The 25,068-nt window shown below is 70.9% G+C and carries 27 protein-coding genes; 10 read left to right on the top strand and 17 right to left on the bottom strand.

The features are described 5' to 3' along the window. Nucleotides 1–113 precede the first annotated feature (113 nt). Complete coding sequence (locus TNCT6_RS24190; protein WP_373996203.1) at nucleotides 114–635, bottom strand: hypothetical protein; 522 nt, start codon at nucleotides 633–635, stop codon at nucleotides 114–116. Between the two features lie 216 nt (nucleotides 636–851). Next, complete coding sequence (locus TNCT6_RS40015; RefSeq protein WP_172633003.1) at nucleotides 852–1,007, bottom strand: hypothetical protein; 156 nt, start codon at nucleotides 1,005–1,007, stop codon at nucleotides 852–854. A 155-nt stretch (nucleotides 1,008–1,162) separates the two neighbouring features. Here TNCT6_RS40015 and dapA point away from each other — a divergent pair, with 155 nt between their 5' ends. Both dapA and TNCT6_RS40010 read left to right on the top strand, forming a co-directional pair. Then, nucleotides 1,163–2,068, top strand: a complete 906-nt coding sequence (gene dapA / locus TNCT6_RS24185; RefSeq protein WP_141362072.1) for a 4-hydroxy-tetrahydrodipicolinate synthase — start codon at nucleotides 1,163–1,165, stop codon at nucleotides 2,066–2,068. A gap of 700 nt (nucleotides 2,069–2,768) precedes the next feature. Further along, complete coding sequence (locus tag TNCT6_RS40010) at nucleotides 2,769–2,942, top strand: hypothetical protein (RefSeq protein ID WP_172632747.1); 174 nt, start codon at nucleotides 2,769–2,771, stop codon at nucleotides 2,940–2,942. Nucleotides 2,943–3,075: 133 nt separating this feature from the next. Here the strand turns inward: TNCT6_RS40010 and TNCT6_RS24180 are convergent, their stop codons facing one another. The 12 genes from TNCT6_RS24180 to TNCT6_RS24120 form a co-directional block, all read right to left on the bottom strand. Continuing rightward, entirely contained in the window at nucleotides 3,076–3,405 is a 330-nt protein-coding gene (locus TNCT6_RS24180; protein ID WP_141362070.1) for a hypothetical protein, read from the bottom strand. Nucleotides 3,406–3,716: 311 nt separating this feature from the next. After that, a complete protein-coding gene (gene dapD / locus TNCT6_RS24170) occupies nucleotides 3,717–4,706 on the bottom strand; it encodes a 2,3,4,5-tetrahydropyridine-2,6-dicarboxylate N-succinyltransferase (RefSeq protein ID WP_141362068.1) in 990 nt (329 codons plus the stop codon). 109 nt (nucleotides 4,707–4,815) lie between these two features. Then, complete coding sequence (locus tag TNCT6_RS24165; RefSeq protein ID WP_141362066.1) at nucleotides 4,816–5,367, bottom strand: TetR/AcrR family transcriptional regulator; 552 nt, start codon at nucleotides 5,365–5,367, stop codon at nucleotides 4,816–4,818. Beyond that, complete coding sequence (locus tag TNCT6_RS24160; RefSeq protein ID WP_141362064.1) at nucleotides 5,367–5,687, bottom strand: multidrug efflux SMR transporter; 321 nt, start codon at nucleotides 5,685–5,687, stop codon at nucleotides 5,367–5,369. The genes TNCT6_RS24165 and TNCT6_RS24160 overlap by 1 nt, the downstream gene beginning before the upstream one ends. Before the next feature lie 126 nt (nucleotides 5,688–5,813). Further along, nucleotides 5,814–6,146, bottom strand: a complete 333-nt coding sequence (locus TNCT6_RS24155) for a metal-sulfur cluster assembly factor (protein ID WP_100569477.1) — start codon at nucleotides 6,144–6,146, stop codon at nucleotides 5,814–5,816. Further along, nucleotides 6,143–6,610 (bottom strand): Fe-S cluster assembly sulfur transfer protein SufU, encoded by a 468-nt coding sequence (sufU, locus tag TNCT6_RS24150; RefSeq protein WP_141362062.1) that lies wholly within the window; start codon nucleotides 6,608–6,610, stop codon nucleotides 6,143–6,145. The genes TNCT6_RS24155 and sufU overlap by 4 nt, the downstream gene beginning before the upstream one ends. A gap of 16 nt (nucleotides 6,611–6,626) precedes the next feature. Next, on the bottom strand, nucleotides 6,627–7,883 hold the full coding sequence (locus TNCT6_RS24145) for a cysteine desulfurase (protein WP_141362060.1): 1,257 nt from the start codon (nucleotides 7,881–7,883) through the stop codon (nucleotides 6,627–6,629). Next, the gene (gene sufC, locus TNCT6_RS24140) at nucleotides 7,880–8,644 is read right to left on the bottom strand and encodes a Fe-S cluster assembly ATPase SufC (RefSeq protein ID WP_141362058.1); all 765 of its coding nucleotides are present in this window, start codon (nucleotides 8,642–8,644) and stop codon (nucleotides 7,880–7,882) included. Before sufC ends, TNCT6_RS24145 begins: the two co-directional genes overlap by 4 nt. Nucleotides 8,645–8,651: 7 nt before the next feature. Then, the gene (locus TNCT6_RS24135; protein WP_141362056.1) at nucleotides 8,652–8,975 is read right to left on the bottom strand and encodes a non-heme iron oxygenase ferredoxin subunit; all 324 of its coding nucleotides are present in this window, start codon (nucleotides 8,973–8,975) and stop codon (nucleotides 8,652–8,654) included. Continuing rightward, nucleotides 8,972–10,156, bottom strand: a complete 1,185-nt coding sequence (sufD, locus tag TNCT6_RS24130) for a Fe-S cluster assembly protein SufD (RefSeq protein WP_141362054.1) — start codon at nucleotides 10,154–10,156, stop codon at nucleotides 8,972–8,974. Before sufD ends, TNCT6_RS24135 begins: the two co-directional genes overlap by 4 nt. Before the next feature lie 81 nt (nucleotides 10,157–10,237). After that, a complete protein-coding gene (gene sufB, locus TNCT6_RS24125) occupies nucleotides 10,238–11,659 on the bottom strand; it encodes a Fe-S cluster assembly protein SufB (RefSeq protein WP_141362051.1) in 1,422 nt (473 codons plus the stop codon). Then, entirely contained in the window at nucleotides 11,656–12,426 is a 771-nt protein-coding gene (locus TNCT6_RS24120) for a metalloregulator ArsR/SmtB family transcription factor (RefSeq protein ID WP_141362049.1), read from the bottom strand. The genes sufB and TNCT6_RS24120 overlap by 4 nt, the downstream gene beginning before the upstream one ends. Nucleotides 12,427–12,587: 161 nt before the next feature. Between TNCT6_RS24120 and TNCT6_RS24115 the strand changes: the two genes are divergently transcribed. The 4 genes from TNCT6_RS24115 to TNCT6_RS24100 are packed head-to-tail and all read left to right on the top strand — an operon-like array spanning nucleotide 12,588 to nucleotide 16,185. Further along, nucleotides 12,588–13,400 (top strand): aminoglycoside N(3)-acetyltransferase, encoded by an 813-nt coding sequence (locus TNCT6_RS24115; RefSeq protein ID WP_141362047.1) that lies wholly within the window; start codon nucleotides 12,588–12,590, stop codon nucleotides 13,398–13,400. A 31-nt stretch (nucleotides 13,401–13,431) separates the two neighbouring features. Then, a complete protein-coding gene (locus TNCT6_RS24110; RefSeq protein WP_141362045.1) occupies nucleotides 13,432–14,355 on the top strand; it encodes an ABC transporter ATP-binding protein in 924 nt (307 codons plus the stop codon). Between the two features lie 59 nt (nucleotides 14,356–14,414). Then, nucleotides 14,415–15,131, top strand: coding sequence for an ABC transporter permease (locus tag TNCT6_RS24105; protein WP_253266438.1), 717 nt, complete (start codon nucleotides 14,415–14,417; stop codon nucleotides 15,129–15,131). A gap of 46 nt (nucleotides 15,132–15,177) precedes the next feature. Next, nucleotides 15,178–16,185 carry a heme A synthase gene (locus TNCT6_RS24100; RefSeq protein WP_141362041.1) on the top strand — a complete coding sequence of 336 codons (1,008 nt, stop codon included), beginning with the start codon at nucleotides 15,178–15,180 and terminating at the stop codon, nucleotides 16,183–16,185. A 103-nt stretch (nucleotides 16,186–16,288) separates the two neighbouring features. On the opposite strand, the gene TNCT6_RS24095 is transcribed toward TNCT6_RS24100, so the two are convergent. The 3 genes from TNCT6_RS24095 to TNCT6_RS24085 all read right to left on the bottom strand — a co-directional run bounded on the left by TNCT6_RS24095 (nucleotide 16,289) and on the right by TNCT6_RS24085 (nucleotide 18,871). Then, nucleotides 16,289–17,389: an amidohydrolase family protein gene (locus TNCT6_RS24095; protein ID WP_141362040.1), complete on the bottom strand. Its 1,101-nt coding sequence runs from the start codon at nucleotides 17,387–17,389 to the stop codon at nucleotides 16,289–16,291. Between the two features lie 92 nt (nucleotides 17,390–17,481). Beyond that, a complete protein-coding gene (locus TNCT6_RS24090) occupies nucleotides 17,482–17,814 on the bottom strand; it encodes a hypothetical protein (RefSeq protein ID WP_141362038.1) in 333 nt (110 codons plus the stop codon). 103 nt (nucleotides 17,815–17,917) lie between these two features. Beyond that, nucleotides 17,918–18,871, bottom strand: a complete 954-nt coding sequence (locus tag TNCT6_RS24085; RefSeq protein WP_172633002.1) for a heme o synthase — start codon at nucleotides 18,869–18,871, stop codon at nucleotides 17,918–17,920. 373 nt (nucleotides 18,872–19,244) lie between these two features. Here TNCT6_RS24085 and tkt point away from each other — a divergent pair, with 373 nt between their 5' ends. From tkt to opcA, 4 genes are read left to right on the top strand one after another with little or no spacing between them, the layout of a single operon-like run. Further along, on the top strand, nucleotides 19,245–21,347 hold the full coding sequence (gene tkt, locus TNCT6_RS24080) for a transketolase (RefSeq protein WP_141362036.1): 2,103 nt from the start codon (nucleotides 19,245–19,247) through the stop codon (nucleotides 21,345–21,347). A 34-nt stretch (nucleotides 21,348–21,381) separates the two neighbouring features. After that, complete coding sequence (gene tal / locus TNCT6_RS24075) at nucleotides 21,382–22,500, top strand: transaldolase (protein ID WP_141362034.1); 1,119 nt, start codon at nucleotides 21,382–21,384, stop codon at nucleotides 22,498–22,500. A gap of 5 nt (nucleotides 22,501–22,505) precedes the next feature. Beyond that, nucleotides 22,506–24,044: a glucose-6-phosphate dehydrogenase gene (gene zwf, locus TNCT6_RS24070; protein ID WP_141362032.1), complete on the top strand. Its 1,539-nt coding sequence runs from the start codon at nucleotides 22,506–22,508 to the stop codon at nucleotides 24,042–24,044. Beyond that, on the top strand, nucleotides 24,041–25,045 hold the full coding sequence (gene opcA / locus TNCT6_RS24065; RefSeq protein ID WP_141362030.1) for a glucose-6-phosphate dehydrogenase assembly protein OpcA: 1,005 nt from the start codon (nucleotides 24,041–24,043) through the stop codon (nucleotides 25,043–25,045). Before zwf ends, opcA begins: the two co-directional genes overlap by 4 nt. Nucleotides 25,046–25,068 lie beyond the last annotated feature (23 nt).

Here is a 25,068-nt window from a genome sequence, read left to right as displayed (position 1 = left end):
GCGGCCTCGCGCTGGGCGTCGCTGGTCGCGCGCAGGCCTCACATCGATCGTCCCGGTCACGGTGTCCGCCTCCTCTCGGTCCGGACCATCCGGGTACCCCGGGACGTCTGCGGCTATCCCTGGCCCGGGCCGCCGGGCCCGCGCTCGCCGAGCCGGGCCGGCTGGGCCTGGAACCAGTCGAGGCGCGCCTGCAACAGGGCGGCCTCCGCGACGGGTTCGGGCACCCAGAGCCCGTCGGACCCGGCGAGCGACCCGGCCGGCGCCCCGGACGCGGCCACCGCCGCGGCTACCCGTGCCGGCCCGCCGCCGTCCGCGACGACCCGCAGCCGTCTCCGGCCGGCCGGGCGAAGCCGGCGAGCGTCACGGACGTACGGCCACGCAGGCAGCCCGCACAGACGGCGGTCGGCGCGCGCCGGCCGGGCCCAGCCGGGCCTGCCCCAGCCCGCGTCGGCCAGGGCGGAGGCGGGCGCCCCGCACGCGCACGGGCCGACCGCCGCCGTGCGCACCCGCTGGCGGGCACAGCGGAAACCGCGCTGGTGGCGGGTGCAGGCGCCGAGGACGGAGACCTCCAGCAGTACGGCGCTGCGGTGCTCGGTCGTGCCCAGCAGGGCTTCGGCGGCGGGGCTCTCGTGCACGCAGCGGAACCCGCGGTCGCTCAGACGGGCCGGTGGCCGGTGCCGGCGGCCGTGGACGCTGGCCGCAGGCCGCGTCCGCGACGACGCCGTACGGGAGCGCGCCGCCGAGCGACCCACCGGTGACGCGGACCCGGGTGCCGTCGTGGGACAGCACCGGGTGGGCGATCTTGTATCCGGTCGGCGGCTCCGTGGGGCGTTCCGCGGGCAGCCGCAGCCTCATCGCGCGGCCGGAGCCTCTTCGAGCGTGGCGGCGGCCCGCGGTTCCTGGGGCTGCTGGATCTCCTGGACCGCCTCGGGGAGCCCCTCCTCCTCCTCGCGGACCGGCGACCGCTCCTCCGCGACGCCGGTGGCCAGCGCCTTGCCGAGCTTCACGGCGCCTCCCGTGCCTGCCCATCGGCGACTTCCTACCCATGGTGACGCATCACGGGCGACTTCGGCACGGGGCACCGTCGCTCCAACCCCGCTTACGGATATCCAGTAGAAGAATTAAGTGGAGCTTCACGGTCGCCCTTGTCGACACTGCTTCCATGACGACGACCACAGCCACTCCCGCCCCTCCCTTCGGCCGCGCCCTGTGCGCCATGATCACGCCCTTCACCGACTCCGGCGCGCTCGACCTCGACGGCGCCCAGCGGCTCGCCGACCTGCTGGTGACCGAGGGCTGCGACGGTCTCGTGCTCAGCGGTACGACCGGCGAGTCGCCGACCACGACGGACGCCGAGAAGTCGGCGCTGGTCCGGGCCGTGCGCGAGGCGGTCGGGGAGCGTGCCTCGATCGTGGCGGGCGTGGGCACCGCCGACACCCGGCACACCGTCGAGCTGACGCTGGCGGCCGAGAAGGCGGGCGCGGACGGGGTGCTGGTGGTGACGCCGTACTACAGCAGGCCGCCGCAGGACGCCGTGGAGGAGCACTTCCGCACGGTGGCGGACGCCTCCGGGCTGCCGGTGGTGCTCTACGACATCCCCGGCCGCACCGGCACGCGCATCGAGCCGGACACCATGCTGCGGCTGGCCGCACACCCCCGGATCGTGGCGGTCAAGGACTGCTCCTACGACTTCCTCGGCACCCAGAAGGTGCTGTCCCGCACGGAGTTGGCGTACTACGCGGGCTGCGAGGAGCACATCCTCGCGCTGTACGCGGTGGGCGGCAGCGGATACATCAGCACGGTCGCGAACCTCGTTCCTCGCCAACTGCGCTCGATCCTCGACGCGTTCGACGCGGGCGACACCGCCCGCGCCGCCCTGCTCCAGCAACAGGCCACCGAACTGATCGAGTCGACGATGGCCGCCGGCCTGCCCGGCACGGTCACCGTCAAGGCACTGCTGAACGACCTGGGCCGGCCCGCGGGCCCGGTCCGCGCCCCCCTGCGCCCCGCCGGCCGCGAGACGGCCGACGGACTGCGGTCGGCGTACGAACGGCTGCGGGCGGCGTGATCCCCGCGCACGCGCACGCCATGACGTGACGTCAGTTGTGGCTGTTCTGAACGAGATGCGGGTCAGGGGCCAACCGGCCCCGTGGGCCGTCTCGGGGCCCTCTCGGGGCTGTCCTCGGTACTGTCCGGGTTCCGGAACGGCTCGCGCGGTGGCGCTCGCTCGCCCGGGCCCGTGGCGACCTGGTCGAGGTACTGGACGCCGACCACATGCTCAGCCCCGGCGCGCCGCCCCGAGGCATCGCCGTCCTGACCGAGCAGAGCGAGGCCGCCTGGACGACCTCACGCGTCCTCGGCCCACGGCCAGACGGTTCGACCGCCGGCTTCGAGGGCGACCCTCCGGCCGGACCGATCGCCCGGGGCGCAGCCCTGGAACGCTGGCGGGCACACGACTACAGGGCGCAGGTGCGTCCGGCGACCCTGTGCGCACGGCGCGACCGTGTCACCGCGCCGGGAGGATGGATGGCGCTCCCAGCCTCTGAGGACACCGGCCTCCTGACAGCCCTGAACGCCGTGTGCACCCATGCCGCCATGAACCCTGGGTCGTGTCGCCGGGGCCGTAGGGCCTCCGGACTCCCGCCGGAAGCGCCCCGCGCCTGGCGGGAGATACTTGTTTGCTGTCTTTTGACTCACCACGCCATCTCATTCCCATGCCGGGACGTATCACCTTCGAAAATGTCTCAGGCATATGCCGGAGGAATGCCATGGCAATCTTCAACGCTCTCTTCCCCGCCCTGGGTCGTGACCACGGGGACCACGGCCACGGGGGCCACGGGGACCGGGACCACGGCGACCGCGACCACGGGGACCGCCACCACGGCGACCGCGACCACGACCGCGACCACGGCGACCGGGACCACGGTGATCACGGTCACTGATTTCTACAGCCACCAGTGACTCGAAAGAGCGGAGCGGACCGGAGCCCAAGGGAGCCGGCCCGCTCCGTGTGAGCACCGGGCGAAGTCGCCGGGCTGAGCCGGCCGACATGGGTGGGCCGCCGTACCGCCTCCGTCACCGTTGGTCGTGGCGTGGGGAGGCGAGCCAGCGGCCGTCCTGGAACTCGGCGGGGAGCTCGTCCTCCCATGGATCGATCCCGCGGCGCTCCAGCTCGTCGAACCACCGGTCCCGCTGCGACTCGGAAAGACGTCGTCCGCACCAGGGACAGAACTCGATCGTGATGCTCGACCTGCCGCCGTCATGAATGATCAGCCCGTACTCCTGGAACGCGGCGCTGAAGTCGACCAGCGCGTCCGGGCAGGCGAAGGGGTCGTCGTGCTCGTCGCAGCGCACGCCAACGCGGTCGGCCATCGCCTCGCAGCAGTGACGGGTGTGATCGGTCATGACTTCGGCTTCTCGTTGATCGGCACCATGCCCAGAAGTAGATCACGGTCTGTGATGATCACCGGGTGGCACGTGGAGATCCGACGAACGCGCAGTGGGCGGTGCTCGAGCCGCTGTCGCCGAAGGGCCAGAAGCCCGGTCGGCCACCGGTACGGGCCTGCGGATGTCACCCGACGCACGAGCGCCCTCCCGGGCCGTCCTCGGGCCGTGGAAGGGCGCTCAACGATGACCAACACCGACCGCTGCCGACAGCTCAGCAGCAGGTCAGGACGTTGATCGATGAGGCGGCCGCAGGTCACGGCCGCCGTTGATCAGTTGTGGCTGTGCAGGATCTCGTTCAGGCCGCCCCAGACCGCGTTGTTCGGGCGGGCCTCGACGGCGCCGGTGACCGAGTTGCGGCGGAAGAGGATGTTGGAGGCGCCGGACAGCTCGCGCGCCTTGACGATCTGGCCGTCGGGCATCGTCACCCGGGTGCCGGCGGTGACGTACAGACCGGCCTCGACCACGCACTCGTCGCCGAGCGCGATGCCCACGCCCGCCTCGGCGCCGACCAGGCAGCGCTCGCCGATGGCGATGATCACGTTGCCGCCGCCGGAGAGCGTGCCCATGGTGGAGGCGCCGCCGCCGATGTCGGAGCCGTCGCCGACCACGACGCCCGCGGAGATGCGGCCCTCGACCATGGAGGTGCCGAGGGTGCCCGCGTTGAAGTTCACGAAGCCCTCGTGCATCACTGTGGTGCCCTCGGCGAGGTGCGCGCCGAGCCGTACCCGGTCGGCGTCGGCGATGCGAACGCCCTTCGGGGCGACGTAGTCGGTCATGCGCGGGAACTTGTCGATCGAGGTCACCTGGAGGTGCAGGCCCTCCGCGCGGGCGTTGAGCCGCACCTTCTCGATGTCGTCCACGGCGACCGGGCCGAGCGAGGTCCAGGCGACGTTCGCGAGGTGGCCGAAGATCCCGTCCAGGCTCTGGCCGTGCGGCTTGACCAGCCGGTGCGAGAGCAGGTGCAGACGCAGGTAGACGTCGTGCGCGTCGATCGGCTTCTCGTCGAGCGAGGCGATGACCGTACGGACCGCGACCACCTCGACGCCCCGGCGCGCGTCCGGCCCGATCGCCGCGGTGGCGCCGTCGCCGAGCAGCTCCGCGGCCCGCTCGGCGGACAGCCGCTCGCTGCCGGCCGGGCCGGGCTGGTCCGTCAGCTCGGGGGCGGGGAACCAGGTGTCGAGAACGGCGCCGTCGGCGGCGATCGTGGCAAGTCCGGCGGCCACGGCACCGGTGGTGCGGGGAGCAGTCGTGTCGGTCATAGAAGGAAACCTAACGTGAGGCGGCGCCCACCGGCGAACCGGTGCCATGGGCGTCTCATGTGCCGGTCAGGGGCGCGCCGGGTGGGGCGATGGGTGCGCCGCCTCCCGCTCAGGTGTCCGCGGACGGCGGGATCATCCGCCTCAGCATCTCGCGGGCGTAGTTCTCGTCGTACGGGGTTCCGGTCAGCAGCACCTGGAGGCAGATGCCGTCCATCAGGGCCACCAGGGCGCGGGCGGTGGTCGGGTCGGTGCGGCGGGAGAGCAGGGTCGCGACGTCCTCGGCCCACTCGGCGGCGACGGGACGGAGCGCGGGACGGCGCAGGGCGGCGAGATACAGCTCGTACTCCAGCTCGACCCCGGTTCGATCGCCGGACAGCCACTCCCCCATCCAGCCCGCGAGCGCCTCCGCGAGGTCGGTGCGCGGGTCGTCCAGACCGCCGCGCGCGGCGATCACCTTGGCGAAGCCGTCGCTTGCCTGCCCGAGGGCCGCGACCATCAGCTCGTCCAGCGTCCGGAAGTGGTACGTCGTGGAGCCCAGCGGTACGTCCGCCTCCGCGGCCACCGTGCGGTGGCTCAGCCCGGCGAGTCCCCTGGCGCCCACCACACGGAGCGCCGCGTCGATGATGCGCTGCCGCCGCTCGGGGTCGTGCCGCCGGGCCATCAGTGGGCCCCGCCCAGGCTGAGGACGACCACTCCACCGATGATCAGGACGATCCCGGCGACCTTGGCGAGGCTCATCCCCTCCCCGAACAGCACCAGGCCGAGCGCGGCGACGGCCGCGGTGCCGATGCCGGACCAGATCGCGTAGGCCGTGCCGATGGCCACGGTCCGCAGCGTCTGGGCGAGCAGCACGAAGGAGAGCACGTACCCGACGACGGTCACCAGCGAGGGTCCGAACCTGCTGAAGCCGTCGCTGTACTTCATGGCCGTCGTGGCCGCGACTTCCGCGGCGATGGCACCGAGGAGCATCACGTATCCCATGCGGGCGAGCGTATCCGCCGATGTGTACGGCCGTACATATCCAGGGTGGCGCGGTGTGGTCATGGGGGCTGACGGCGAACGGCGAGGTCCCGGTGGACCTCGCCGTTCGCCGTTAGCTCGTGGATCTCAGACGTTGAAGCCGAGCGCCCGCAGCTGCTCGCGGCCGTCGTCCGTGATCTTGTCGGGGCCCCACGGCGGCATCCAGACCCAGTTGATGCGCAGCTCGTTGACGAGGCCGTCCGTGGCGGACTTGGCCTGGTCCTCGATGACGTCGGTGAGCGGGCAGGCCGCGGACGTCAGGGTCATGTCGATGGTCGCGATGTTCGACTCGTCGACGTGGATGCCGTAGATCAGGCCGAGGTTGACGACGTCGATGCCCAGCTCGGGGTCGACGACGTCCATCAGGGCCTCTCGGAGCTCCTCCTCCGAGGCCGGCTTCATCTCCACGGTCTCGCTCATGCGCTCTTCCTTTCGGCGTCGGCGCCGCCCAGCGCCTGGGCCGTCGCGTCCTTCCAGGCCATCCAGCTCAACAGGGCGCACTTGACCCGGGCCGGGTACTTGGACACCCCGGCGAACGCCACCGCGTCCTCCAGGACGTCCTCCATCGCGTCGTCGGGCTCCAGCCGGCCCTTGGACTGCATCAGCTCCAGGAAGGTCTCCTGGATCTTCTGCGCCTCGGCCAGCTCCCTGCCGACGAGCAGTTCGTTCAGTACGGAGGCCGAGGCCTGGCTGATCGAGCAGCCCTGGCCCTCGTACGAGACGTCCTTGATCGTCGTGCCGTCGTACTTCACTCGGAGGGTGATCTCGTCGCCGCACGTCGGGTTCACATGGTGCACCTCGGCGTCGCCATCCCTCAGACCACGCCCGTGCGGGTTCTTGTAGTGGTCCAGGATGACTTCCTGGTACATCGAGTCCAGCTTCATGCGATCGCTCGTCCCGTCAGCCGAAGAAGTTCCGTACGTGCTCCAGGCCGTCGACCAGAGCGTCGATCTCGGCCGGCGTGGAGTACAGATAGAACGACGCTCGCGTGGTCGCAGGAATTCCGTACCGCAGGCACACCGGCCGCGCGCAGTGGTGGCCCACGCGCACCGCGATGCCCTGCTCGTCGAGGACCTGGCCCACGTCGTGCGGGTGGATGTCACCGAGCGTGAAGGAGATCGCCGCGCCCCGGTCCTCGGCCGTGGTCGGGCCGATGATCCTCAGATCGGGAACCTCCGCCAGCCGGCGCACCGCGTACTCGGTGAGCGCGTGCTCGTGGGCGAGGATCTTGTCCATCCCGATCGAGTTCAGGTAGTCGATCGCCGCGCCCAGACCGACCGCCTGCGCGATCGGCGGCGTGCCCGCCTCGAACTTGTGCGGGGCGGGGGCGTACGTCGACGAGTGCATCGACACCGTCTCGATCATCTCGCCGCCGCCGAGGAACGGGGGCAGGTCCTCCAGCAGCTCCTGGCGGCCCCAGAGCACGCCGATGCCGGTCGGGCCGCACATCTTGTGGCCGGTGAAGGCCACGAAGTCGGCCTGGAGGGCCTGTACGTCCAGCGGCATGTGCGGCGCGGCCTGCGAGGCGTCGATGCACACCAGCGCGCCGACCTCCTGCGCGCGGCGCACTATCGCCTCGACCGGGTTCACGGTGCCGAGGATGTTGGACACCAGTACGAAGGAGACGATCTTCGTCTTCTCGGTGATGACCTCGTCGATGTTGGACAGGTCGAGACGGCCGTCGTCGGTGAGGCCGAACCACTTCAGCTTCGCGCCCGTGCGCTGCGCCAGCAGCTGCCAGGGAACGATGTTGGAGTGGTGCTCCATCTCCGTGATGACGATCTCGGTCTCGTGGTCCACCCGGTAGGGCTCCTCGGCCCAGCCGAGCATGTTCGCCACGAGGTTGAGCGACTCCGAGGCGTTCTTCGTGAAGATCACCTCGTCGCGGCTCGGCGCGTTGACGAACGCGGCGACCTTGTCGCGCGCGCCCTCGTACAGCGCCGTGGCCTCCTCGGCGAGCACATGCACACCGCGGTGGACGTTGGCGTTGTAGCGCTCGTAGTACTCGCTCAGGGCGTCCAGCACCTGGCGCGGTTTCTGCGAGGTCGCCGCGTTGTCCAGGTACACGAGCTTCTTGCCGTCGTGGACCAGCCGGTCCAGCACGGGGAAGTCCTTGCGGATCGCCTCTGTGTCGAGGAGGCCCGGCAGCTGTGTCACGCGGATGCGCCACCCTTCACGTATGCCTCGTAGCCCTCGTTCTCCAGCTTGTCCGCGAGCGCGGCGCCGCCGGACTCGACGATCCGGCCGCCGGCGAACACGTGGACGTGGTCGGGCTTGATGTAGCGCAGGATGCGCGTGTAGTGGGTGATCAGCAGGGTGCCGACCTGGCCGCTCTCGCGGACCCTGTTCACGCCCTCCGACACGATGCGCAGGGCGTCGACGTCGAGGCCGGAGTCGGTCTCGTCGAGGATCGCGATCTTCGGCTTGAGCAGCTCCAGCTGGAGGATCTCGTGCCGCTTCTTCTCACCGCCGGAGAAGCCCTCGTTCACGTTGCGCTCGGCGAAGGCCGGGTCCATGGAGAGCCGCTCCATGGCCTCCTTGACCTCCTTCACCCAGGTGCGCAGCTTCGGCGCCTCGCCGCGGATGGCGGTGGCGGAGGAGCGGAGGAAGTTGGAGACCGAGACGCCGGGGACCTCGACCGGGTACTGCATCGCCAGGAACAGGCCCGCGCGGGCGCGCTCGTCGACGGACATCTCCAGGACGTCCTCGCCGTCGAGGGTGACGGAGCCGCCGGACACGGTGTATTTGGGGTGGCCCGCGAGGGCGTAGGCGAGGGTCGACTTGCCCGAGCCATTGGGGCCCATGATGGCGTGCGTCTCGCCCTGCTTCACGGTGAGGTCGACGCCCTTGAGGATCTCCTTCGTGGCGTTGTCGGCCTCGACGGTGACGTGCAGGTCTCGGATTTCAAGCGTTGCCATGGGTGCCTCAGGACTCCTGGGTGAGGGAGACGAGCACGTCGTCCCCTTCGATCTTTACGGGGTATACGGGGACAGGGCGCGTCGCGGGAAGGCCGGACGGCTTGCCGGTGCGGAGGTCGAAGCTGGAGCCGTGCAGCCAGCACTCGATCTGGCAGTCCTCCACCTCGCCCTCGGAGAGCGAGACGTTCGCGTGCGAGCAGATGTCGTAGATGGCGAACACCTCCCCCTCGGTCTTCACGACCGAGACCGGCGTGCCGTCGAGTTCCACCCGCTTCGGGGTGTCCTCCTCCAGCTCGCTCAGCCCACAGACGCGTACGAATGCGCCGCTCATGCGACCGCCGCCTCGAGTTCCTCCTCGATCTTGGCGATGAGGCGCTCCTCGATGTCCGTGACACCGATCTGCTGGACCAGCTCGGCGAAGAAGCCGCGGACCACCAGACGGCGGGCCTCCTGCTCCGGGATGCCGCGGGCCATCAGGTAGAAGAGCTGCTCGTCGTCGAAGCGGCCGGTCGCGGAGGCGTGGCCGGCGCCGACGATCTCGCCGGTCTCGATCTCCAGGTTCGGCACGGAGTCGACACGGGCGCCGTCGGTCAGCACCAGGTTGCGGTTCATCTCGTAGGTGTCCGTGCCCTCGGCCTTGGCCTCGATCAGCACGTCGCCGATCCACACCGCGTGCGCGTCGTCGCCCTGGAGCGCGCCCTTGTAGGCGACGTTCGACTTGCAGTGCGGGGTGTTGTGGGTGACCAGCAGGCGGTGCTCCTGGTGCTGGCCGGCGTCGGTGAAGTACAGGCCGTACAGCTCGGCCTCGCCGCCGGGGCCGGCGTAGGTCACGCGCGGGTTCAGGCGGACCACGTCGCCGCCGAAGGTGACCACGACCGACTTGAAGGAGGCGTCCCGGCCGATCAGCGTGTTGTGCTGGGCGACGTGCACGGCCTTGTCGTCCCAGTCCTGGATCGAGACGACGGTCAGCTTGGCGCCGTCGCCGAGCAGGTAGTCGACGTTGCCGGCGAGTACCGCGTCACCGGTGTGGTCGATGACGACGACGGCCTCGGCGAAGGCCCCGAGCTCGATGACCTGGTGGCCGTAGGCGACCCCGCCCTCGCCGTGCACCGCGATGCGGATCGGCTCGGTCAGGACGGCCTCCTTGGGGACGGTCACGACCGAGGCCTTCTCGAAGGCGGAGTAGGCCTGGGCGGCGACGCGGTCCACCGGGGTGCCGGCCTTGCCGAGCCGGGCGTCGTCGCGGCCGACGGTCTCGACGGTGACGCCCTCGGGGGCCTGGATGTCCACCTTGACGCCCTCGCCGGTGGCGGTCGCGGTGCCGTCGTGCAGACCGCGCAGCCGCTCCAGCGGAGTGAAGCGCCACTCCTCCTCGCGGCCGTGCGGGACCGGGAAGTCCGCCACGTCGAAGGAGGGCGGCGCGCTCATGCGCGTGGCGACGGTCGACTCGGCGGCGACCGCGATCTGGCCGGCGGTCGTCGAACCGACGGGGATGTTCTGGGCCTCAGCCATGGCTGTCGTATTGCTCGCTTTCTTGCGTATGGGCTTGACGGCGGACTGCGGGCCGGCGGTTTCGCCGGCCCGGGTCGGTGCTTAACCGACCGCGCCCTCCATCTGCAGCTCGATCAGCCGGTTGAGCTCCAGCGCGTACTCCATGGGCAGCTCCTTGGCGATCGGCTCGACGAAGCCGCGCACGATCATCGCCATCGCCTCGAACTCGGAGAGGCCACGGCTCATCAGGTAGAAGAGCTGGTCCTCGGAGACCTTGGAGACGGTCGCCTCGTGGCCCATGGACACGTCGTCCTCGCGGACGTCCACGTAGGGGTACGTGTCCGAGCGGGAGATGGTGTCCACGAGCAGCGCGTCGCAGAGCACGTTGGACTTGGAGCCCGCGGCGCCCTCGCCGATCTCGACCAGGCCGCGGTACGAGGTACGGCCGCCGCCGCGGGCCACCGACTTGGAGACGATGTTGGACGAGGTGTTCGGCGCCATGTGGACCATCTTGGAACCGGCGTCCTGGTGCTGGCCCTCGCCCGCGAAGGCGATCGACAGGGTCTCGCCCTTGGCGTGCTCGCCCATCAGGTAGACGGCCGGGTACTTCATCGTCACCTTGGAGCCGATGTTGCCGTCGATCCACTCCATGGTCGCGCCCTCGTAGGCCACGGCGCGCTTGGTGACCAGGTTGTAGACGTTGTTCGACCAGTTCTGGATGGTCGTGTAACGGCAGCGGGCGTTCTTCTTGACGATGATCTCGACGACCGCGCTGTGCAGGGAGTCGCTCTTGTAGATCGGGGCGGTGCAGCCCTCGACGTAGTGCACGTAGGCACCCTCGTCGACGATGATCAGGGTCCGCTCGAACTGGCCCATGTTCTCCGTGTTGATGCGGAAGTAGGCCTGGAGCGGGATCTCCACGTGGACGCCCGGCGGGACGTAGATGAAGGAGCCGCCGGACCACACGGCGGTGTTCAGCGAGGCGAACTTGTTGTCGCCGACGGGGATGACGGTCCCGAAGTACTCCTTGAAGAGCTCCGGGTGCTCCTTCAGCGCGGTGTCCGTGTCGAGGAAGATGACGCCCTGCTCCTCCAGGTCCTCGCGGATCTGGTGGTAGACGACCTCCGACTCGTACTGGGCCGCGACGCCGGCGACGAGGCGCTGCTTCTCCGCCTCGGGGATGCCGAGCTTGTCGTACGTGTTCTTGATGTCCTCGGGCAGGTCTTCCCAGGACTCAGCCTGCTTCTCCGTGGAGCGCACGAAGTACTTGATGTTGTCGAAGTCGATCCCCGACAGGTCCGAGCCCCAGTTCGGCATGGGCTTCTTCTCGAAGAGCCGCAGACCCTTCAAGCGCAGCTTGGTCATCCACTCCGGCTCGGACTTCTTCGCCGAGATGTCGCGGACGACCTCCTCGTCCAGACCGCGCCTGGCAGAGGCGCCGGCCGTGTCGGAGTCGGCCCAGCCGTATTCGTACTTGCCCAGGCCCTCGAGTTCGGGGTGGGCAGTCTCCGTGGGGAGAGTCATGCGGGGTTCCTCCCGGCCGTGCTTGCGGATGCGTTGTGGCTTTGGTGATCGGTCTGGGAAATCTTGGGGATGAACGTCGTGCAGACGCCGTCGCCGTGCGCGATGGTCGCCAGTCGCTGGACGTGCGTACCCAGCAGCTCGGCGAAGATCTCCGTCTCCGCCTCGCACAGCTGCGGGAACTGCTCCGCGACGTGGGCGACCGGGCAATGGTGCTGGCAGAGCTGCTCACCCCGCTGCGGGAGGGGCGCGTTGCGCGCCGTAGCAGCGTACCCGTCCACGCTCAGGGCCTTGGCCAGCGCTTCGGTGCGCTGGTCGGGGGTGACGGCCTCGATCGCCTTGCGGTACGCGCCCGCCTGCGCGGCGATCCGGGCCCGGGCGAAGGCGGCGACCGCCTCCGGCCCGCCCTCCCGCTCGGCGATCCAGCGGAGCGCGTCCGCGGCGAGCTTGTCGTACGACTGGTCGAAGGCGTCCCGCCCGCAGTCGGTGAGCGCGAAGACCTTGGCGGGCCGGCCGCGCGTCCGCGCGCCGTACACCCGCTGCTCCCGCGCCTCCACCACGTCGTCGGCGACCAGGGCGTCCAGGTGGCGCCGTACGGCGGCCTGGGTGAGCCCCAGCCGGCCGGCCAGCTCGGCGACGGTCGACGGGCCGTGGTCCAGGATGGACCGCGCGACCCGGTTGCGCGTGGACCGATCCGAGCGCACCCCGGCCGCGAACTCCTCCTGCGGGACCCCCGTGAGGGTCTCCCGAGCCTCGCCGACGTTTTTCACAACGCCATTGTTGCGTAATTCCTCGCGGACTGACAAGCGGCCTTGATCCGGACGGGCGGTGCCCTGCGTCACTTAGGCAAACCTAATCCGACCTGCGGAAACGATCTCCGATCGATCAAACGAGTGGCACCCTCCGGGGCGATGCGTCAGACTCCCCGACCATGCCCACACCGCCGCCGACCGGCCCGCTCGTCACCCGGGACACGATCGCCGAAGGACTGCGCGACCTCGGCGTACGCCCCGGCGAGACCCTCCTCGTCCACTCCTCCCTCAGTTCGCTCGGCTGGGTCTGCGGCGGCCAGGTCGCGGTCGTCCAGGGACTGCTCGACGCGCTCGGTCCCGACGGCACGCTCGTGGTCCCCACCCACTGCGGCGACCTCTCCGACCCGGCGCGCTGGAGCAGACCCCCGGTGCCCGAGGAGTGGTGGGACACCATCCGGGCCACGATGCCCGCCTACGACCCCCGCGTCAGCCCCTCCTTCGGGGTCGGAGTGATCCCGGAGACCGTGCGCACCTGGCCGGGCGCTCTGCGCAGCGCGCACCCGCAGACCTCGTTCGCGGCGATCGGCCCCCGCGCCACCGGGATCGTCGACGGGCACGCCACCGACTGCCGGTTGGGCGAGCGCAGCCCGCTCGCCCGCCTGGAGGCGCTCGGGGCCCGGGTGCTGCTGCTGGGCGCCGGATACGGTTCCTGCACCTGCTTCCACCTGGCCGAGTACCGGATCCCCGGACCGCTCACCCGGGAGGGCCGGCCCGGGCCGCACGGCTGGGAGGTCGTCACCGACGTGTCCATCACCTCCGAGCGGTTCGACGAACTCGGGCACGACTTCGAGCGCGACCGGCCGGTGGCCCTCGGGACGGTGGGCGCCGCCCGGTCGCGGCTGTTCCCCGTGGCGGACGCGGTGGCGTACGCGGAGCGGTGGCTCGCGGTGCACCGGCCCCGGGAGGATGACTTCCCTCACCCGGCCGCCTGAGCCGTTCGGCGCGTCCCTAGACTTTGGCCCCATGCGAAGTGAGCCCGTGGTCCAGGTCCAGGCCTTGGTGAAGCGGTACGGCACGAAGACCGCGGTGGACGGCCTCGACCTGGTGGCCCGGGCGGGCGTGACCGCCGTGCTCGGCCCCAACGGCGCGGGCAAGACGACGACGGTCGAGACCTGCGAGGGGTACCGGCGGCCGGATTCCGGCACGGTGCGCGTCCTGGGCCTCGACCCCGTGGGACAGTCCGCGCGGCTCAGACCCCGTATCGGCGTGATGCTCCAGTCGGGTGGCGTGTACTCTGGCGCCCGGGCCGACGAGATGCTGCGGCACGTCGCCAGGCTGCACGCCCACCCGCTGGACGTCGACGCCCTCATGGAACGGCTGGGGCTCGGCGGCTGCGGGCGGACCTCGTACCGCCGGCTGTCCGGCGGCCAGCAGCAGCGGCTCGCGCTCGCCATGGCCGTCGTCGGCCGGCCCGAGCTGGTCTTCCTCGACGAGCCGACCGCCGGACTCGACCCGCAGGCCCGCCGAGCCACCTGGGACCTGGTGCGCGACCTGCGCGCCGACGGCGTCTCGGTGATCCTCACCACGCACCACATGGACGAGGCCGAGCAGCTCGCCGACGACGTCGCGATCATCGACGCCGGCCGGGTCATCGCCCAGGGCTCCCCGGAGGAGCTGTGCCGCGGCGGTGCCGAGAACACCCTGCGCTTCACCGGCCGCCCGGGACTCGACGTCGCCTCCCTCCTCAAGGCACTGCCCACCGACTCCTCGGCCGCCGAGCTGACCCCGGGTTCCTACCGCGTCATCGGCAAGGTCGACCCGCAGCTGCTCGCGACGGTGACGTCCTGGTGCGCGCAGCACGGCGTGATGCCGGACCGCATCTCCGTCGAGCGGCACACCCTGGAGGATGTCTTTTTGGAGCTGACCGGCAAGGAGCTGCGCTCGTGACCACCGCCACCGCCACCGATACGTACGCCCCGAAGCCCGGCGCGGCCCCGCTGACCCGCATGATCGCGGCGCAGGCGGCGCTGGAGACGAAGATGCTGCTGCGCAACGGCGAGCAGCTGCTGCTCACCGTCGTCATCCCCACGCTGCTGCTGGTGCTGTTCAGCTCGGTGGACATCGTCGACACCGGCGCGGGCAGGGCCGTGGACTTCCTCACCCCCGGCGTCCTCGCGCTCGCTGTGATGTCGACCGCGTTCACCGGGCAGGCCATCGCGACCGGCTTCGAGCGGCGCTACGGCGTGCTGAAGCGGCTGGCCGCCTCGCCGCTGCCGCGCTGGGGGCTGATGACCGCCAAGACGGTGTCGGTGCTGGTCACCGAGGTGCTCCAGGTCGTGCTGCTGACCGTGATCGCGTTCGCGCTCGGCTGGTCGCCGCACGGCAGCCCGTTCGCCGTGCTCCTGCTGATGGTCCTCGGCACGGCCGCCTTCTCCGGGCTGGGCCTGCTGATGGCGGGAACCCTGAAGGCGGAGGCCACGCTGGCCGCCGCCAACCTGGTCTTCCTGCTGCTGCTGGTCGGCGGCGGGGTGATCGTCCCGCTGGACAAGTTCCCGCCCGTCGCCCAGGACGTGCTCGGCCTGCTGCCCATCTCGGCGCTCTCCGGCGGGCTGCGGGACGTGCTCCAGCACGGCGCCGGGATGCCCTGGGGCAACCTGGCGGTCCTCGCCGTCTGGGCGGTGGCGGGGCTCGCGGCCGCCGGGAAGTTCTTCCGCTGGGAGTAGGGCGCAACGGGACCCTCGTGAAACGGTGCACAAGCGGACGCCTACGATGGATCGCGTGCCAAACCTGACCCGCGCCGACACCGTGTCCGCCGTGCGCAACCCGCTCGCCTTCATCGCCGAACGCTGGACCCCGCATCCGAGGACCGTCCAGCGGGCGGCCCTCTCCGCGCTGGTGATGGCGGTGGTCATCGTCGTCACCGGCGGCGCCGTCCGCCTGACCGGCTCGGGCCTCGGCTGCCCGACCTGGCCCACCTGCACGGACGACTCGCTGACCACCACCCGCGAGATGGGTGTGCACGGCGTGATCGAGTTCGGCAACCGGATGCTGACGTACGTGCTGTGCGCCGCCGTGGGCTGGGCGATCGTCGCCGCGCGCGCCCAGAAGCCGTGGCGGCGCGGCCTCACCCGGCTGGGCTGGGCACAGTTCTGGGTGGTCATGGGCAACGCGGTGCTCGGCGGCATCGTCGTGCTCGTCGGCCTGAACCCGTACACCGTCGCGGCGCACTTCCTGCTCTCCTCGGCGCTGATCGCGGTCGCCACGGTGATGTGGCAGCGCACCCGCGAAGGTGACGCCGAGCCGCGCCCGCTGGTCGGCAAGCCGATCCGTCAGCTGGTGGGATTCCTGGTCCTCGCGAGCGTGCTGCTGATCGCGGTGGGCACGGTGGTCACGGGCGCCGGGCCGCACGCGGGCGACTCCCAGGAGGTCTCCCGTATCCCGGTCGACTGGCAGACGGTCGCCAAGCTGCACGCCGTGCTGGCGTGGATCGTGGTCACGCTGACGTTCGCCCTGTGGTTCATCCTCAAGGCCGTCGACGCGCCGCGGGGCCCGCTGGCGCGGACCCGCGAACTGTTCCTGATCCTGCTGGGCCAGGGCGCCATCGGCTATGTCCAGTCCTTCACGCACCTGCCCGAGGTCCTGGTCGGACTGCACATGCTGGGCTCCTGCATCATGTGGATCTGGGTGCTGCGCGTGCTGCTGTCGCTGCGCGAGCGGCCGGAGGCGGTGGCCGACCTGCCGGGTCCCGCCACCGAGGCGACGCTGGCGAAGGCCTGAGAACGGACCGCCGGGGGTCAGCCGGGCACGGAGCCGGACCGCCGGAGGCCGGCCAGGCCTGAAGCCGGGCCGTGCCGGGGATCAACCGGGGGTCAGCCGAGGTTCACCCCAGCCCGTACACCCGCATGGCGTTCTCCGCCGCGACCATCGTCGCCACGCGCTGAGCGTCGGCGGGGCACCAGGCGCCCTCAGTGACCCACCCCCCGAGCACCCGCTCCAGGGACTCCCTGAACCGGTGTGCGCCCAGCACATGCAGCTCGGGCAGCCCCTGTGCCCCGCTGGAGAAGAGGACCTTGCCGAACGGCGCCAGCTCCAGGATCTCCGCGAGGACCGTCGCGGCGCGGGCGCCGGTGCGGACCAGCGCGGCGCCCGAGTCGGCGTAGACGTGCGGGAAGAGGCCGGCGAGGCGGGCGGCGTGGTGGTGGTACGGATGGCCGCACAGCAGGACGAGATCGGTGCCCAGGCCCGCCGTCGCCCGGACGAAGTCCGTCAGCGGCAGCGGATCCGTACCGGCTGAGCCCGGCCCGCCGAGCCCCGCGTGCAGTTGGAGCGGCCTCCCGGAGGCCACCGCGATCCACAGCAGGTGCCGCAGCAGCACCGGGTCGCTCAGTTCCCCGCCGACCCGCCGCCCGGCCAGCCAGCGGCCCGCGGCGCCCCGCACCTCCCCCGGGCCGGGCGGCTCCGCCGCGAGCGCCGGCCCGGGCCGTACGCCGGCCACGGAGGTGAAGGCGACGGCGTGCGCGGCGGCACCGTGCACCGCCTCGGCGAGGTTGGTGAGGAACGAATCGACGGTGCCGGAGGTGTCGGCGACCTGCTCGGCCAGCGGTTCCAGGCGCACGATCTCGTGTGCGGCCGCGTCGCCCGCGGCCGCCATCTCGCCGGGCCCGGTCAGGTCGCCCCGCAGCCCCGTGTCGACGAGGTAGGTGGTGATGCCACTGCCGCGCAGCAGACGGCGGCCGGCCTCCAGCACCCCGAGTTCCCGGCGCCGGGCGAGATAGCGCGCGGGCGGGCAGTGCGGCTCCAGTCCGAGCAGCGGAGGGCACCAGCGGCGCAGGGCGAAACCGGTCTGGGTGTCGAAGAGCGTGGTGCCCGGCGCGGGCGGGCCCTCGGTACGGGCCAGCCGGGCCTCGAAGGTGCCGAGACCCAGCTCCGTTCTCAGGACCCCGTGGCAGTGCTGATCCACGAGGGACGGCGTTTCGATCATCCGGTTCTCCCGACGCTGGGCCCGCTGCCTCCGTCAGGCCCTAACGGGTGAACCCGCCGTCAGGTGTTGCTGACCCGGCTCGTCGGATGCGGTCAGCCGTTGGACGGGCCGCCCAGCTGGAGGCCCGCCATGCGGCTCCACTCGTACGGACCCGTCCGCACCTTGGCCGCGAACTCGCCGTCGAACGCCTCGTGGACGGTGATCCCGGCCTTCTCCACCGCCTGCTCGGCGATGGCGTACGTCGGGGCCACGAGGTCGCCCCAGGTGCCGTCCTCGCCCACCAGGACGATCCTGGCGCCGCGCTCCCCGAGGTACGCGACCTGTCCCTCGGCGCCTCCGTGGGCCTTGGAGAAGGAGCCGATCCGCCGGGCGAGGCGGGCGGCCCTGCGCTCGGCCTTGGGGTCAACCTGCTGCGTGTCTGCCATGGCCAGATGCTACCCACGAGTAGACCCGAACGGCGACGGGCGGGGTGCGTGGCCTTGACCACGCACCCCGCCCGGGGAAAACCGCTACGACCCGTACGGGGGGTCAGCGCAGGAACGGATCCACCGCCACCGCCACGAACAGCAGCGACACATAGGTGATGGACCAGTGGAACAGGCGCATCTCCTTCAGCTTCGCGCCGGTCGCCTCGGCCTTGGCCCGGTTCTGCAGCGCGTGCGCCTCCCACAGCCACCAGCCGCCCGCCGCCAGCGCCACCACCGTGTAGAACCAGCCGGTGTAGCCGAGCGGGGTCAGCAGCAGCGAGACCCCCACCATCACCCAGCTGTAGAGCACGATCTGGCGGGCGACCACCTTGTTGGAGGCGACGACCGGCAGCATCGGGACGCCCACGCGCGCGTAGTCGTCCTTCACCTTCATGGACAGCGGCCAGTAGTGCGGCGGCGTCCAGAAGAACATGACGAGGAAGAGGATGACGGGCGCCCAGGACATCGAGTTGGTGACCGAGGACCAGCCGATCAGCACCGGCATACAGCCGGCGATGCCGCCCCACACGATGTTCTGCGACGTACGGCGCTTGAGGATCATCGTGTAGACGACGACGTAGAAGAGGAGCGCTCCGAGCGACAGCCACGCGGACAGCCAGTTGACGGTGAGGCCGAACAGCAACGTGGAGACGACCGCCAGCGCGATGCCGAAGGCCAGGCACTCGCGCGGGCTGACCATGCCGGTGACCAGCGGGCGCTGGGAGGTGCGGTCCATGAGCGCGTCGATGTCGCGGTCGATGTACATGTTCAGCGCGTTGGCGCCGCCCGCGGACAGGTAGCCGCCGACACAGGTGAGCAGGACCAGCCCCAGGTCGGGCACGCCCCGCTGCGCCAGGAACATCACCGGAACGGTGGTGATCAGCAGCAGTTCGATGATCCGCGGCTTGGTCAGCGCCACAAACGCCTTGACACGGGCCCCGAACGGCCGGTGACTCGGGCTCTGGCTCGCACCGAGTACCCCCGCTGGACGGGATTCGACGGCCGTCACGCACACCCCTGACAGAGACTCCCAGCGAGCCGCCCGTGTGAACCGACGGTAAGGACTCGCGCGTACCACGCCACTGTAGACGTTGCCCAGACCCGGACATTCGCGGGGGTCGGGTCGTGTTGGCGGGGCCCTCCGGACGGGCACGATCCGGCTCGATTGAGCGATCGGATGAGCAGCCCCGTATTCATGTGCCGAATGCGATTCCGACCAGCGGGGAGGCGGATCCCGGAGAGTCCCGCCACTCTGGAACGACGCGGAAAAACGCACGTTCTGACGGGATAGGCTCGACAACGTCCGGCCGACGCCGAGAACGCCGGCAACCGGTGCGCGGTCCCCCGTACGCCGGCATCCGACATGTGGAGAGGAGCCCTGACCCAGGGTGAGCACCAAGCCGACCACCACAGACCTCGAGTGGACCGAGTTGGACCAGCGTGCCGTGGACACCGCGCGCGTCCTGGCCGCCGACGCCGTACAGAAGGTCGGCAACGGCCATCCCGGTACGGCGATGAGTCTGGCTCCCGCCGCCTACACCCTCTTCCAGAAGGTGATGCGGCACGACCCGGCCGATCCGCAGTGGGTGGGGCGCGACCGCTTCGTGCTGTCCGCCGGCCATTCCTCCCTGACCCTCTACACCCAGCTGTACCTGGCCGGTTTCGGGCTGGAGCTGGACGATCTGAAGTCCTTCCGCACCTGGGGCTCGAAGACGCCCGGCCACCCGGAGTACGGGCACACGGCGGGCGTGGAGACCACGACCGGCCCGCTCGGCCAGGGTGTCGCCAACGCGGTGGGCATGGCGATGGCCACCCGCTACGAGCGCGGCCTGTTCGACCCGGAGGCCCCCACCGGCGCGTCCCCGTTCGACCACTTCGTCTTCTGCATCGCCGGTGACGGCTGCCTCCAGGAGGGCATCTCCGCAGAGGCGTCCTCGCTGGCCGGCCACCAGAAGCTCGGCAACCTGATCCTGCTGTGGGACGACAACCACATCTCGATCGAGGGCGACACCGAGACGGCCGTCTCCGAGGACACCGTCAAGCGGTACGAGGCCTACGGCTGGCACGTGCAGCGCGTGGAGGCCAAGGAGGACGGCGACCTCGACCCGCAGGCGATCCACGCGGCCGTCGAGGCGGCCAAGGCCGTCACCGACCGGCCGTCCTTCATCGCGATGCGCTCGATCATCGCCTGGCCGGCCCCGCACGCGCAGAACACCGAGGCCGCGCACGGCTCGGCCCTGGGCGAGGAGGAGGTCGCGGCCACCAAGCGCGTCCTCGGCTTCGACCCCGAGCAGCACTTCGAGGTCTCCGACGAGGTGCTGAACCACACCCGCGCCGCCGTCGAGCGGGGCCGCCGGGCCAAGGCCGAGTGGGAGAAGTCGCTCCAGGTCTGGCGCGAGGCCAACTCCGAGCGGGCCGCCGAGTTCGACCGGATCGCCGCGGGCGAACTGCCCGCCGGCTGGGACGAGAAGATCCCGGTGTTCGAGGCGGGCAAGGGCCTGGCCACGCGTGCCGCGTCCGGCAAGGTGCTCCAGGCGCTCGGCGACGTGATCCCGGAGCTGTGGGGCGGCTCGGCGGACCTGGCCGGCTCGAACAACACCACCATCGACAAGACCTCGTCGTTCCTGCCCGAGGGCAACCCGCTGCCGGAGGCGAACCCGTACGGGCGCACCATCCACTTCGGCATCCGCGAGCACGCGATGGCCGCGGCGATGAACGGCATCACGCTGCACGGCAACACCCGCGTCTACGGCGGCACCTTCCTGGTCTTCTCCGACTACATGCGCAACGCGGTGCGCCTGTCGTCCCTGATGCACCTGCCGGTGACGTACGTCTGGACGCACGACTCCGTCGGCCTGGGCGAGGACGGCCCCACCCACCAGCCGGTCGAGCACCTGGCCTCACTGCGCGCCATCCCGGGCCTGAACATCGTCCGCCCGGCCGACGCCAACGAGACCGCGATCGCCTGGCGCGAGATCCTGCGCCGCTGGACGAAGGAGTTCGGCAAGGGCACCCCGCACGGTCTGGCGCTGACCCGCCAGGGCGTGCCGACGTACGAGCCCAACGACGACGCCGCGCGCGGCGGTTACGTGATGTTCGAGGCCGAGGGGCCCGAGGGGCAGAAGACCGCGGCACAGGTCGTCCTGATCGCCACCGGTTCCGAGGTGCACGTGGCCGTGGAGGCCCGCGAGCGGCTCCAGGCCGAGGGCACCCCCACCCGGGTGGTGTCCATGCCGTCCGTGGAGTGGTTCGAGGAGCAGGACCAGGGGTACCGGGACAGCGTGCTGCCGCCGGCCGTGCGCGCACGCGTCGCGGTCGAGGCAGGTATCGGACTGACCTGGCACAAGTACGTGGGAGACGCCGGCCGCATCGTTTCCCTCGAGCACTTCGGTGCTTCGGCCGACGCCAAGGTGCTCTTCCGCGAGTTCGGCTTCACCGCGGAGAACGTGGCCGACAAGGCCCGGGAATCCATCGCCGCCGCCCAGCGCTGACGCTCATATACGACCCGTAGGAGATGTAATTTCCATGACAGACGCACTGAAGCGCCTTTCCGACGAAGGCGTCGCGATCTGGCTGGACGACCTGTCGCGCAAGCGGATCACGTCCGGCAACCTCGCCGAGCTGATCGACCAGCAGCACGTCGTGGGCGTCACCACCAACCCGACGATCTTCCAGAAGGCGATCTCGCAGGGGGACGGCTACGAACAGCAGGTCGCCGACCTGGCCGCCCGCCGGGTCACGGTGGAAGAGGCCATCCGCATGATCACCACGGCGGACGTCCGGGACGCCGCCGACATCATGCGCCCCGTCTTCGACGCCACCGGCGGCAAGGACGGCCGGGTGTCCATCGAGGTGGACCCCCGCCTGGCGCACAACACCAGGGCGACGGTCGCCGAGGCCCGCCAGCTGGCCTGGCTGGTCGACCGGCCCAACACGCTCATCAAGATCCCGGCCACCAGGGCGGGCCTGCCGGCGATCACCGAGACCATCGGCAACGGCATCAGCGTCAACGTCACCCTGATCTTCTCGCTGGAACGCTACCGCGCGGTGATGGACGCGTACCTGAGCGGCCTGGAGAAGGCCCAGGGGCGCGGTCTGGACCTGTCGAAGATCCACTCGGTGGCGTCCTTCTTCGTGTCCCGCGTGGACACCGAGATCGACCGGCGGATCGACGAGCTCGGCACCGCCGAGGCCAAGGCGCTGCGCGGCAAGGCGGGCGTGGCCAACGCGCGTCTGGCCTACGAGGCGTACGAGGAGGTCTTCGCCTCCGACCGGTGGAGCGCGCTGGAGCGGCAGGGCGCCAACAAGCAGCGTCCGCTGTGGGCGTCCACCGGAGTGAAGGACAAGGCGTACAAGGACACCATGTACGTCGAGGAGCTGGTGGCGCCGAACACGGTGAACACCATGCCCGAGGCCACACTGGAGGCCACCGAGGAGCACGGCGCGATCCGCGGCGACGCGGTCACCGGCACCTACGAGCAGGCCCGCGCGGACATCGACGCGCTGGAGCGGATCGGGATCTCGTACGACGACGTGGTCCAGGTCCTGGAGGACGAGGGCGTCGAGAAGTTCGAGTCGTCCTGGAACGACCTGCTCAAGTCCACCGAGGCGGAGTTGGAGCGCCTCGCTCCCGCGGAGGGCTGAGAACCTTGGCGCCCCTTTCCGTCACCGGAGCGAACCCGCTCCGTGACCCCGCCGACCGACGGCTCCCGCGTATCGCGGGGCCGTCGGGCCTGGTCATCTTCGGTGTCACGGGTGACCTGTCGCGCAAGAAGCTCATGCCCGCGGTGTACGACCTCGCCAACCGGGGTCTGCTGCCGCCGGGCTTCTCGCTCGTCGGCTTCGCCCGCCGCGACTGGGAGCACGAGGACTTCGCCCAGGTCGTGCACGACGCCGTCAAGGAGCACGCGCGCACGCCGTTCCGGGAGGAGGTCTGGCAGCAGCTCATCCAGGGGATGCGCTTCGTGCAGGGCACCTTCGACGACGACGACGCGTTCGAGCGGCTGCGCGGCACGATCGAGGAACTGGACAAGGCACAGGGCACGGGCGGCAACTTCGCCTTCTACCTGTCGGTGCCGCCGAAGTCCTTCCCGGTGGTCATCCAGCAGCTGAAGAAGCACCAGCTGGCCGACCAGAGCCACGGCTCGTGGCGGCGCGCGGTCATCGAGAAGCCCTTCGGCCACGACCTGAGGTCGGCCGAGGAGCTCAACGCGATCGTGCACGAGGTCTTCGCCCCGGACCAGGTCTTCCGCATCGACCACTACCTGGGCAAGGAGACCGTCCAGAACATCCTGGCCCTGCGCTTCGCCAACACGATGTTCGAGCCGATCTGGAACCGGTCCTTCGTGGACCATGTGCAGATCACCATGGCCGAGGACATCGGCATCGGCGGCCGGGCCGGCTACTACGACGGCATCGGCGCCGCCCGCGACGTCATCCAGAACCACCTGCTGCAACTCCTGGCCCTGACCGCGATGGAGGAGCCCGCCTCCTTCGACGCGGACGCGCTGGCCGCGGAGAAGACCAAGGTGCTCGGCGCGGTGAAGCTGCCCAGGGACCTGGGCAGGTCGACCGTGCGCGGGCAGTACGCGGCGGGCTGGCAGGGCGGCGAGAAGGTCATCGGCTACCTCGAGGAAGAGGGCATCGACAAGAAGTCGAAGACCGACACGTTCGCGGCCGTCAAGCTGGAGATCGACAACCGCCGCTGGGCGGGCGTCCCCTTCTATCTGCGCACCGGCAAGCGTCTGGGCCGCCGGGTCACCGAGATCGCGGTCGTCTTCCAGCGGGCGCCGCACTCCCCCTTCGACACCTCGGCCACCGAGGAACTCGGGCAGAACGCCATCGTCATCCGCGTCCAGCCGGACGAGGGTGTCACGGTCCGCTTCGGCTCCAAGGTGCCCGGCACGTCGATGGAGATCCGGGACGTCTCGATGGACTTCGCCTACGGCGAGTCCTTCACGGAGTCCAGCCCGGAGGCGTACGAACGCCTGATCCTGGACGTGCTGCTCGGCGACTCCAACCTCTTCCCGCGCACCGAGGAGGTCGAGCTGTCCTGGCGGATCCTCGACCCGATCGGGACGTACTGGGACAAGCACGGCAGGCCCGCGCAGTACCCCTCCGGGACGTGGGGGCCCGCCGAGGCGGACGAGATGCTCGCACGAGACGGACGGAGCTGGCGCCGGCCATGAAGATAGACCTGACCGACACCACGGCCGGCAAGATCAACAAGGCGCTGGTGCGGGCCCGGCGGGCGATCGGCACCCCGGCCGTGGGCATGGTGCTCACGCTGGTCATCGTCACCGACGAGGAGAACGCCTACGACGCGCTGAAGGCCGCCGGAGACGCCTCGCGGGAGCATCCCTCGCGCCTGCTGGTGGTCATCAAGCGGCACGCCCGCACCCTGCGCGACCGCACGTCCTCGCGGCTGGACGCCGAGGTGCGGGTGGGCGCGGACGCCGGCACCGGCGAGACGGTGGTGCTGCGTCTGCACGGCGAGGTCGCCGACCACGCCCAGTCGGTGGTGCTGCCGCTGCTGCTCCCCGACGCGCCGGTCGTCGTCTGGTGGCCGGTGAACGCCCCGCTCGAACCGGCCAAGGACCCGCTGGGCGCCCTGGCGCAGCGCCGGGTCACCGACACGTACGCCGCCGAGCAGCCGGTGCGGGAGCTCTCCGCGCGGGCCGAGGCGTACACGCCCGGCGACACGGACCTGTCCTGGACCCGGATCACTCCGTGGCGCTCGATGCTGGCCGCCGCCCTCGACCAGGTCACCTGCGAGGTCAGGGCCGTGGAGGTGGAGGGCGAGGAGTTCAACCCGAGCTGCGAGCTGCTGGCGATGTGGCTCGCGGACCGGCTGGACGTCCCGGTCAAGCGCTCGCAGTCCGCGGGCCCCGGTCTGACCGCGGTCCGCATGGACACCAGCTGCGGCCCGATCGCCCTGGACCGGGCCGACGGCAGGCTGGCGACCCTGTCCATCCAGGGGCAGCCGGAGCGGGCGGTGGCACTGAAGCGGCGGGAGACCGCCGAGCTGATCGCGGAGGAACTGCGGCGGCTGGATCCGGACGACACGTACGCGTCCGCGCTGCGGTTCGGCGTGGACCGGCTGGACGGCGCCGGCGCGTCCGGCGGTTCGAAGGCGTCCGCGAAGGAGCCGGTCGCGGTGCCCGTCCCCCAGGAGGAGGCCGCCGAGTGAGCACTCCGCAACTGGTCGTCCAC

The sequence above is a fragment of the Streptomyces sp. 6-11-2 genome, assembly GCF_006540305.1.
In the GTDB taxonomy this organism is placed as follows: Bacteria; Actinomycetota; Actinomycetes; order Streptomycetales; family Streptomycetaceae; genus Streptomyces.
This window is presented reverse-complemented; position numbering and strand designations above follow the sequence as displayed.

Coding starts and splice junctions, on each gene's coding strand:
- dapA (WP_141362072.1), top strand. CDS start 1,163: ATGACGACGACCACAGCCACTCCCGCCCCTCCCTTCGGCCGCGCCCTG.
- TNCT6_RS40010 (WP_172632747.1), top strand. CDS start 2,769: ATGGCAATCTTCAACGCTCTCTTCCCCGCCCTGGGTCGTGACCACGGG.
- TNCT6_RS24180 (WP_141362070.1), bottom strand. CDS start 3,405: ATGACCGATCACACCCGTCACTGCTGCGAGGCGATGGCCGACCGCGTT.
- dapD (WP_141362068.1), bottom strand. CDS start 4,706: ATGACCGACACGACTGCTCCCCGCACCACCGGTGCCGTGGCCGCCGGA.
- TNCT6_RS24165 (WP_141362066.1), bottom strand. CDS start 5,367: ATGGCCCGGCGGCACGACCCCGAGCGGCGGCAGCGCATCATCGACGCG.
- TNCT6_RS24160 (WP_141362064.1), bottom strand. CDS start 5,687: ATGGGATACGTGATGCTCCTCGGTGCCATCGCCGCGGAAGTCGCGGCC.
- TNCT6_RS24155 (WP_100569477.1), bottom strand. CDS start 6,146: ATGAGCGAGACCGTGGAGATGAAGCCGGCCTCGGAGGAGGAGCTCCGA.
- sufU (WP_141362062.1), bottom strand. CDS start 6,610: ATGAAGCTGGACTCGATGTACCAGGAAGTCATCCTGGACCACTACAAG.
- sufC (WP_141362058.1), bottom strand. CDS start 8,644: ATGGCAACGCTTGAAATCCGAGACCTGCACGTCACCGTCGAGGCCGAC.
- TNCT6_RS24135 (WP_141362056.1), bottom strand. CDS start 8,975: ATGAGCGGCGCATTCGTACGCGTCTGTGGGCTGAGCGAGCTGGAGGAG.
- sufD (WP_141362054.1), bottom strand. CDS start 10,156: ATGGCTGAGGCCCAGAACATCCCCGTCGGTTCGACGACCGCCGGCCAG.
- sufB (WP_141362051.1), bottom strand. CDS start 11,659: ATGACTCTCCCCACGGAGACTGCCCACCCCGAACTCGAGGGCCTGGGC.
- TNCT6_RS24115 (WP_141362047.1), top strand. CDS start 12,588: ATGCCCACACCGCCGCCGACCGGCCCGCTCGTCACCCGGGACACGATC.
- TNCT6_RS24110 (WP_141362045.1), top strand. CDS start 13,432: ATGCGAAGTGAGCCCGTGGTCCAGGTCCAGGCCTTGGTGAAGCGGTAC.
- TNCT6_RS24105 (WP_253266438.1), top strand. CDS start 14,415: ATGATCGCGGCGCAGGCGGCGCTGGAGACGAAGATGCTGCTGCGCAAC.
- TNCT6_RS24100 (WP_141362041.1), top strand. CDS start 15,178: ATGGATCGCGTGCCAAACCTGACCCGCGCCGACACCGTGTCCGCCGTG.
- TNCT6_RS24095 (WP_141362040.1), bottom strand. CDS start 17,389: ATGATCGAAACGCCGTCCCTCGTGGATCAGCACTGCCACGGGGTCCTG.
- TNCT6_RS24090 (WP_141362038.1), bottom strand. CDS start 17,814: ATGGCAGACACGCAGCAGGTTGACCCCAAGGCCGAGCGCAGGGCCGCC.
- tal (WP_141362034.1), top strand. CDS start 21,382: ATGACAGACGCACTGAAGCGCCTTTCCGACGAAGGCGTCGCGATCTGG.
- opcA (WP_141362030.1), top strand. CDS start 24,041: ATGAAGATAGACCTGACCGACACCACGGCCGGCAAGATCAACAAGGCG.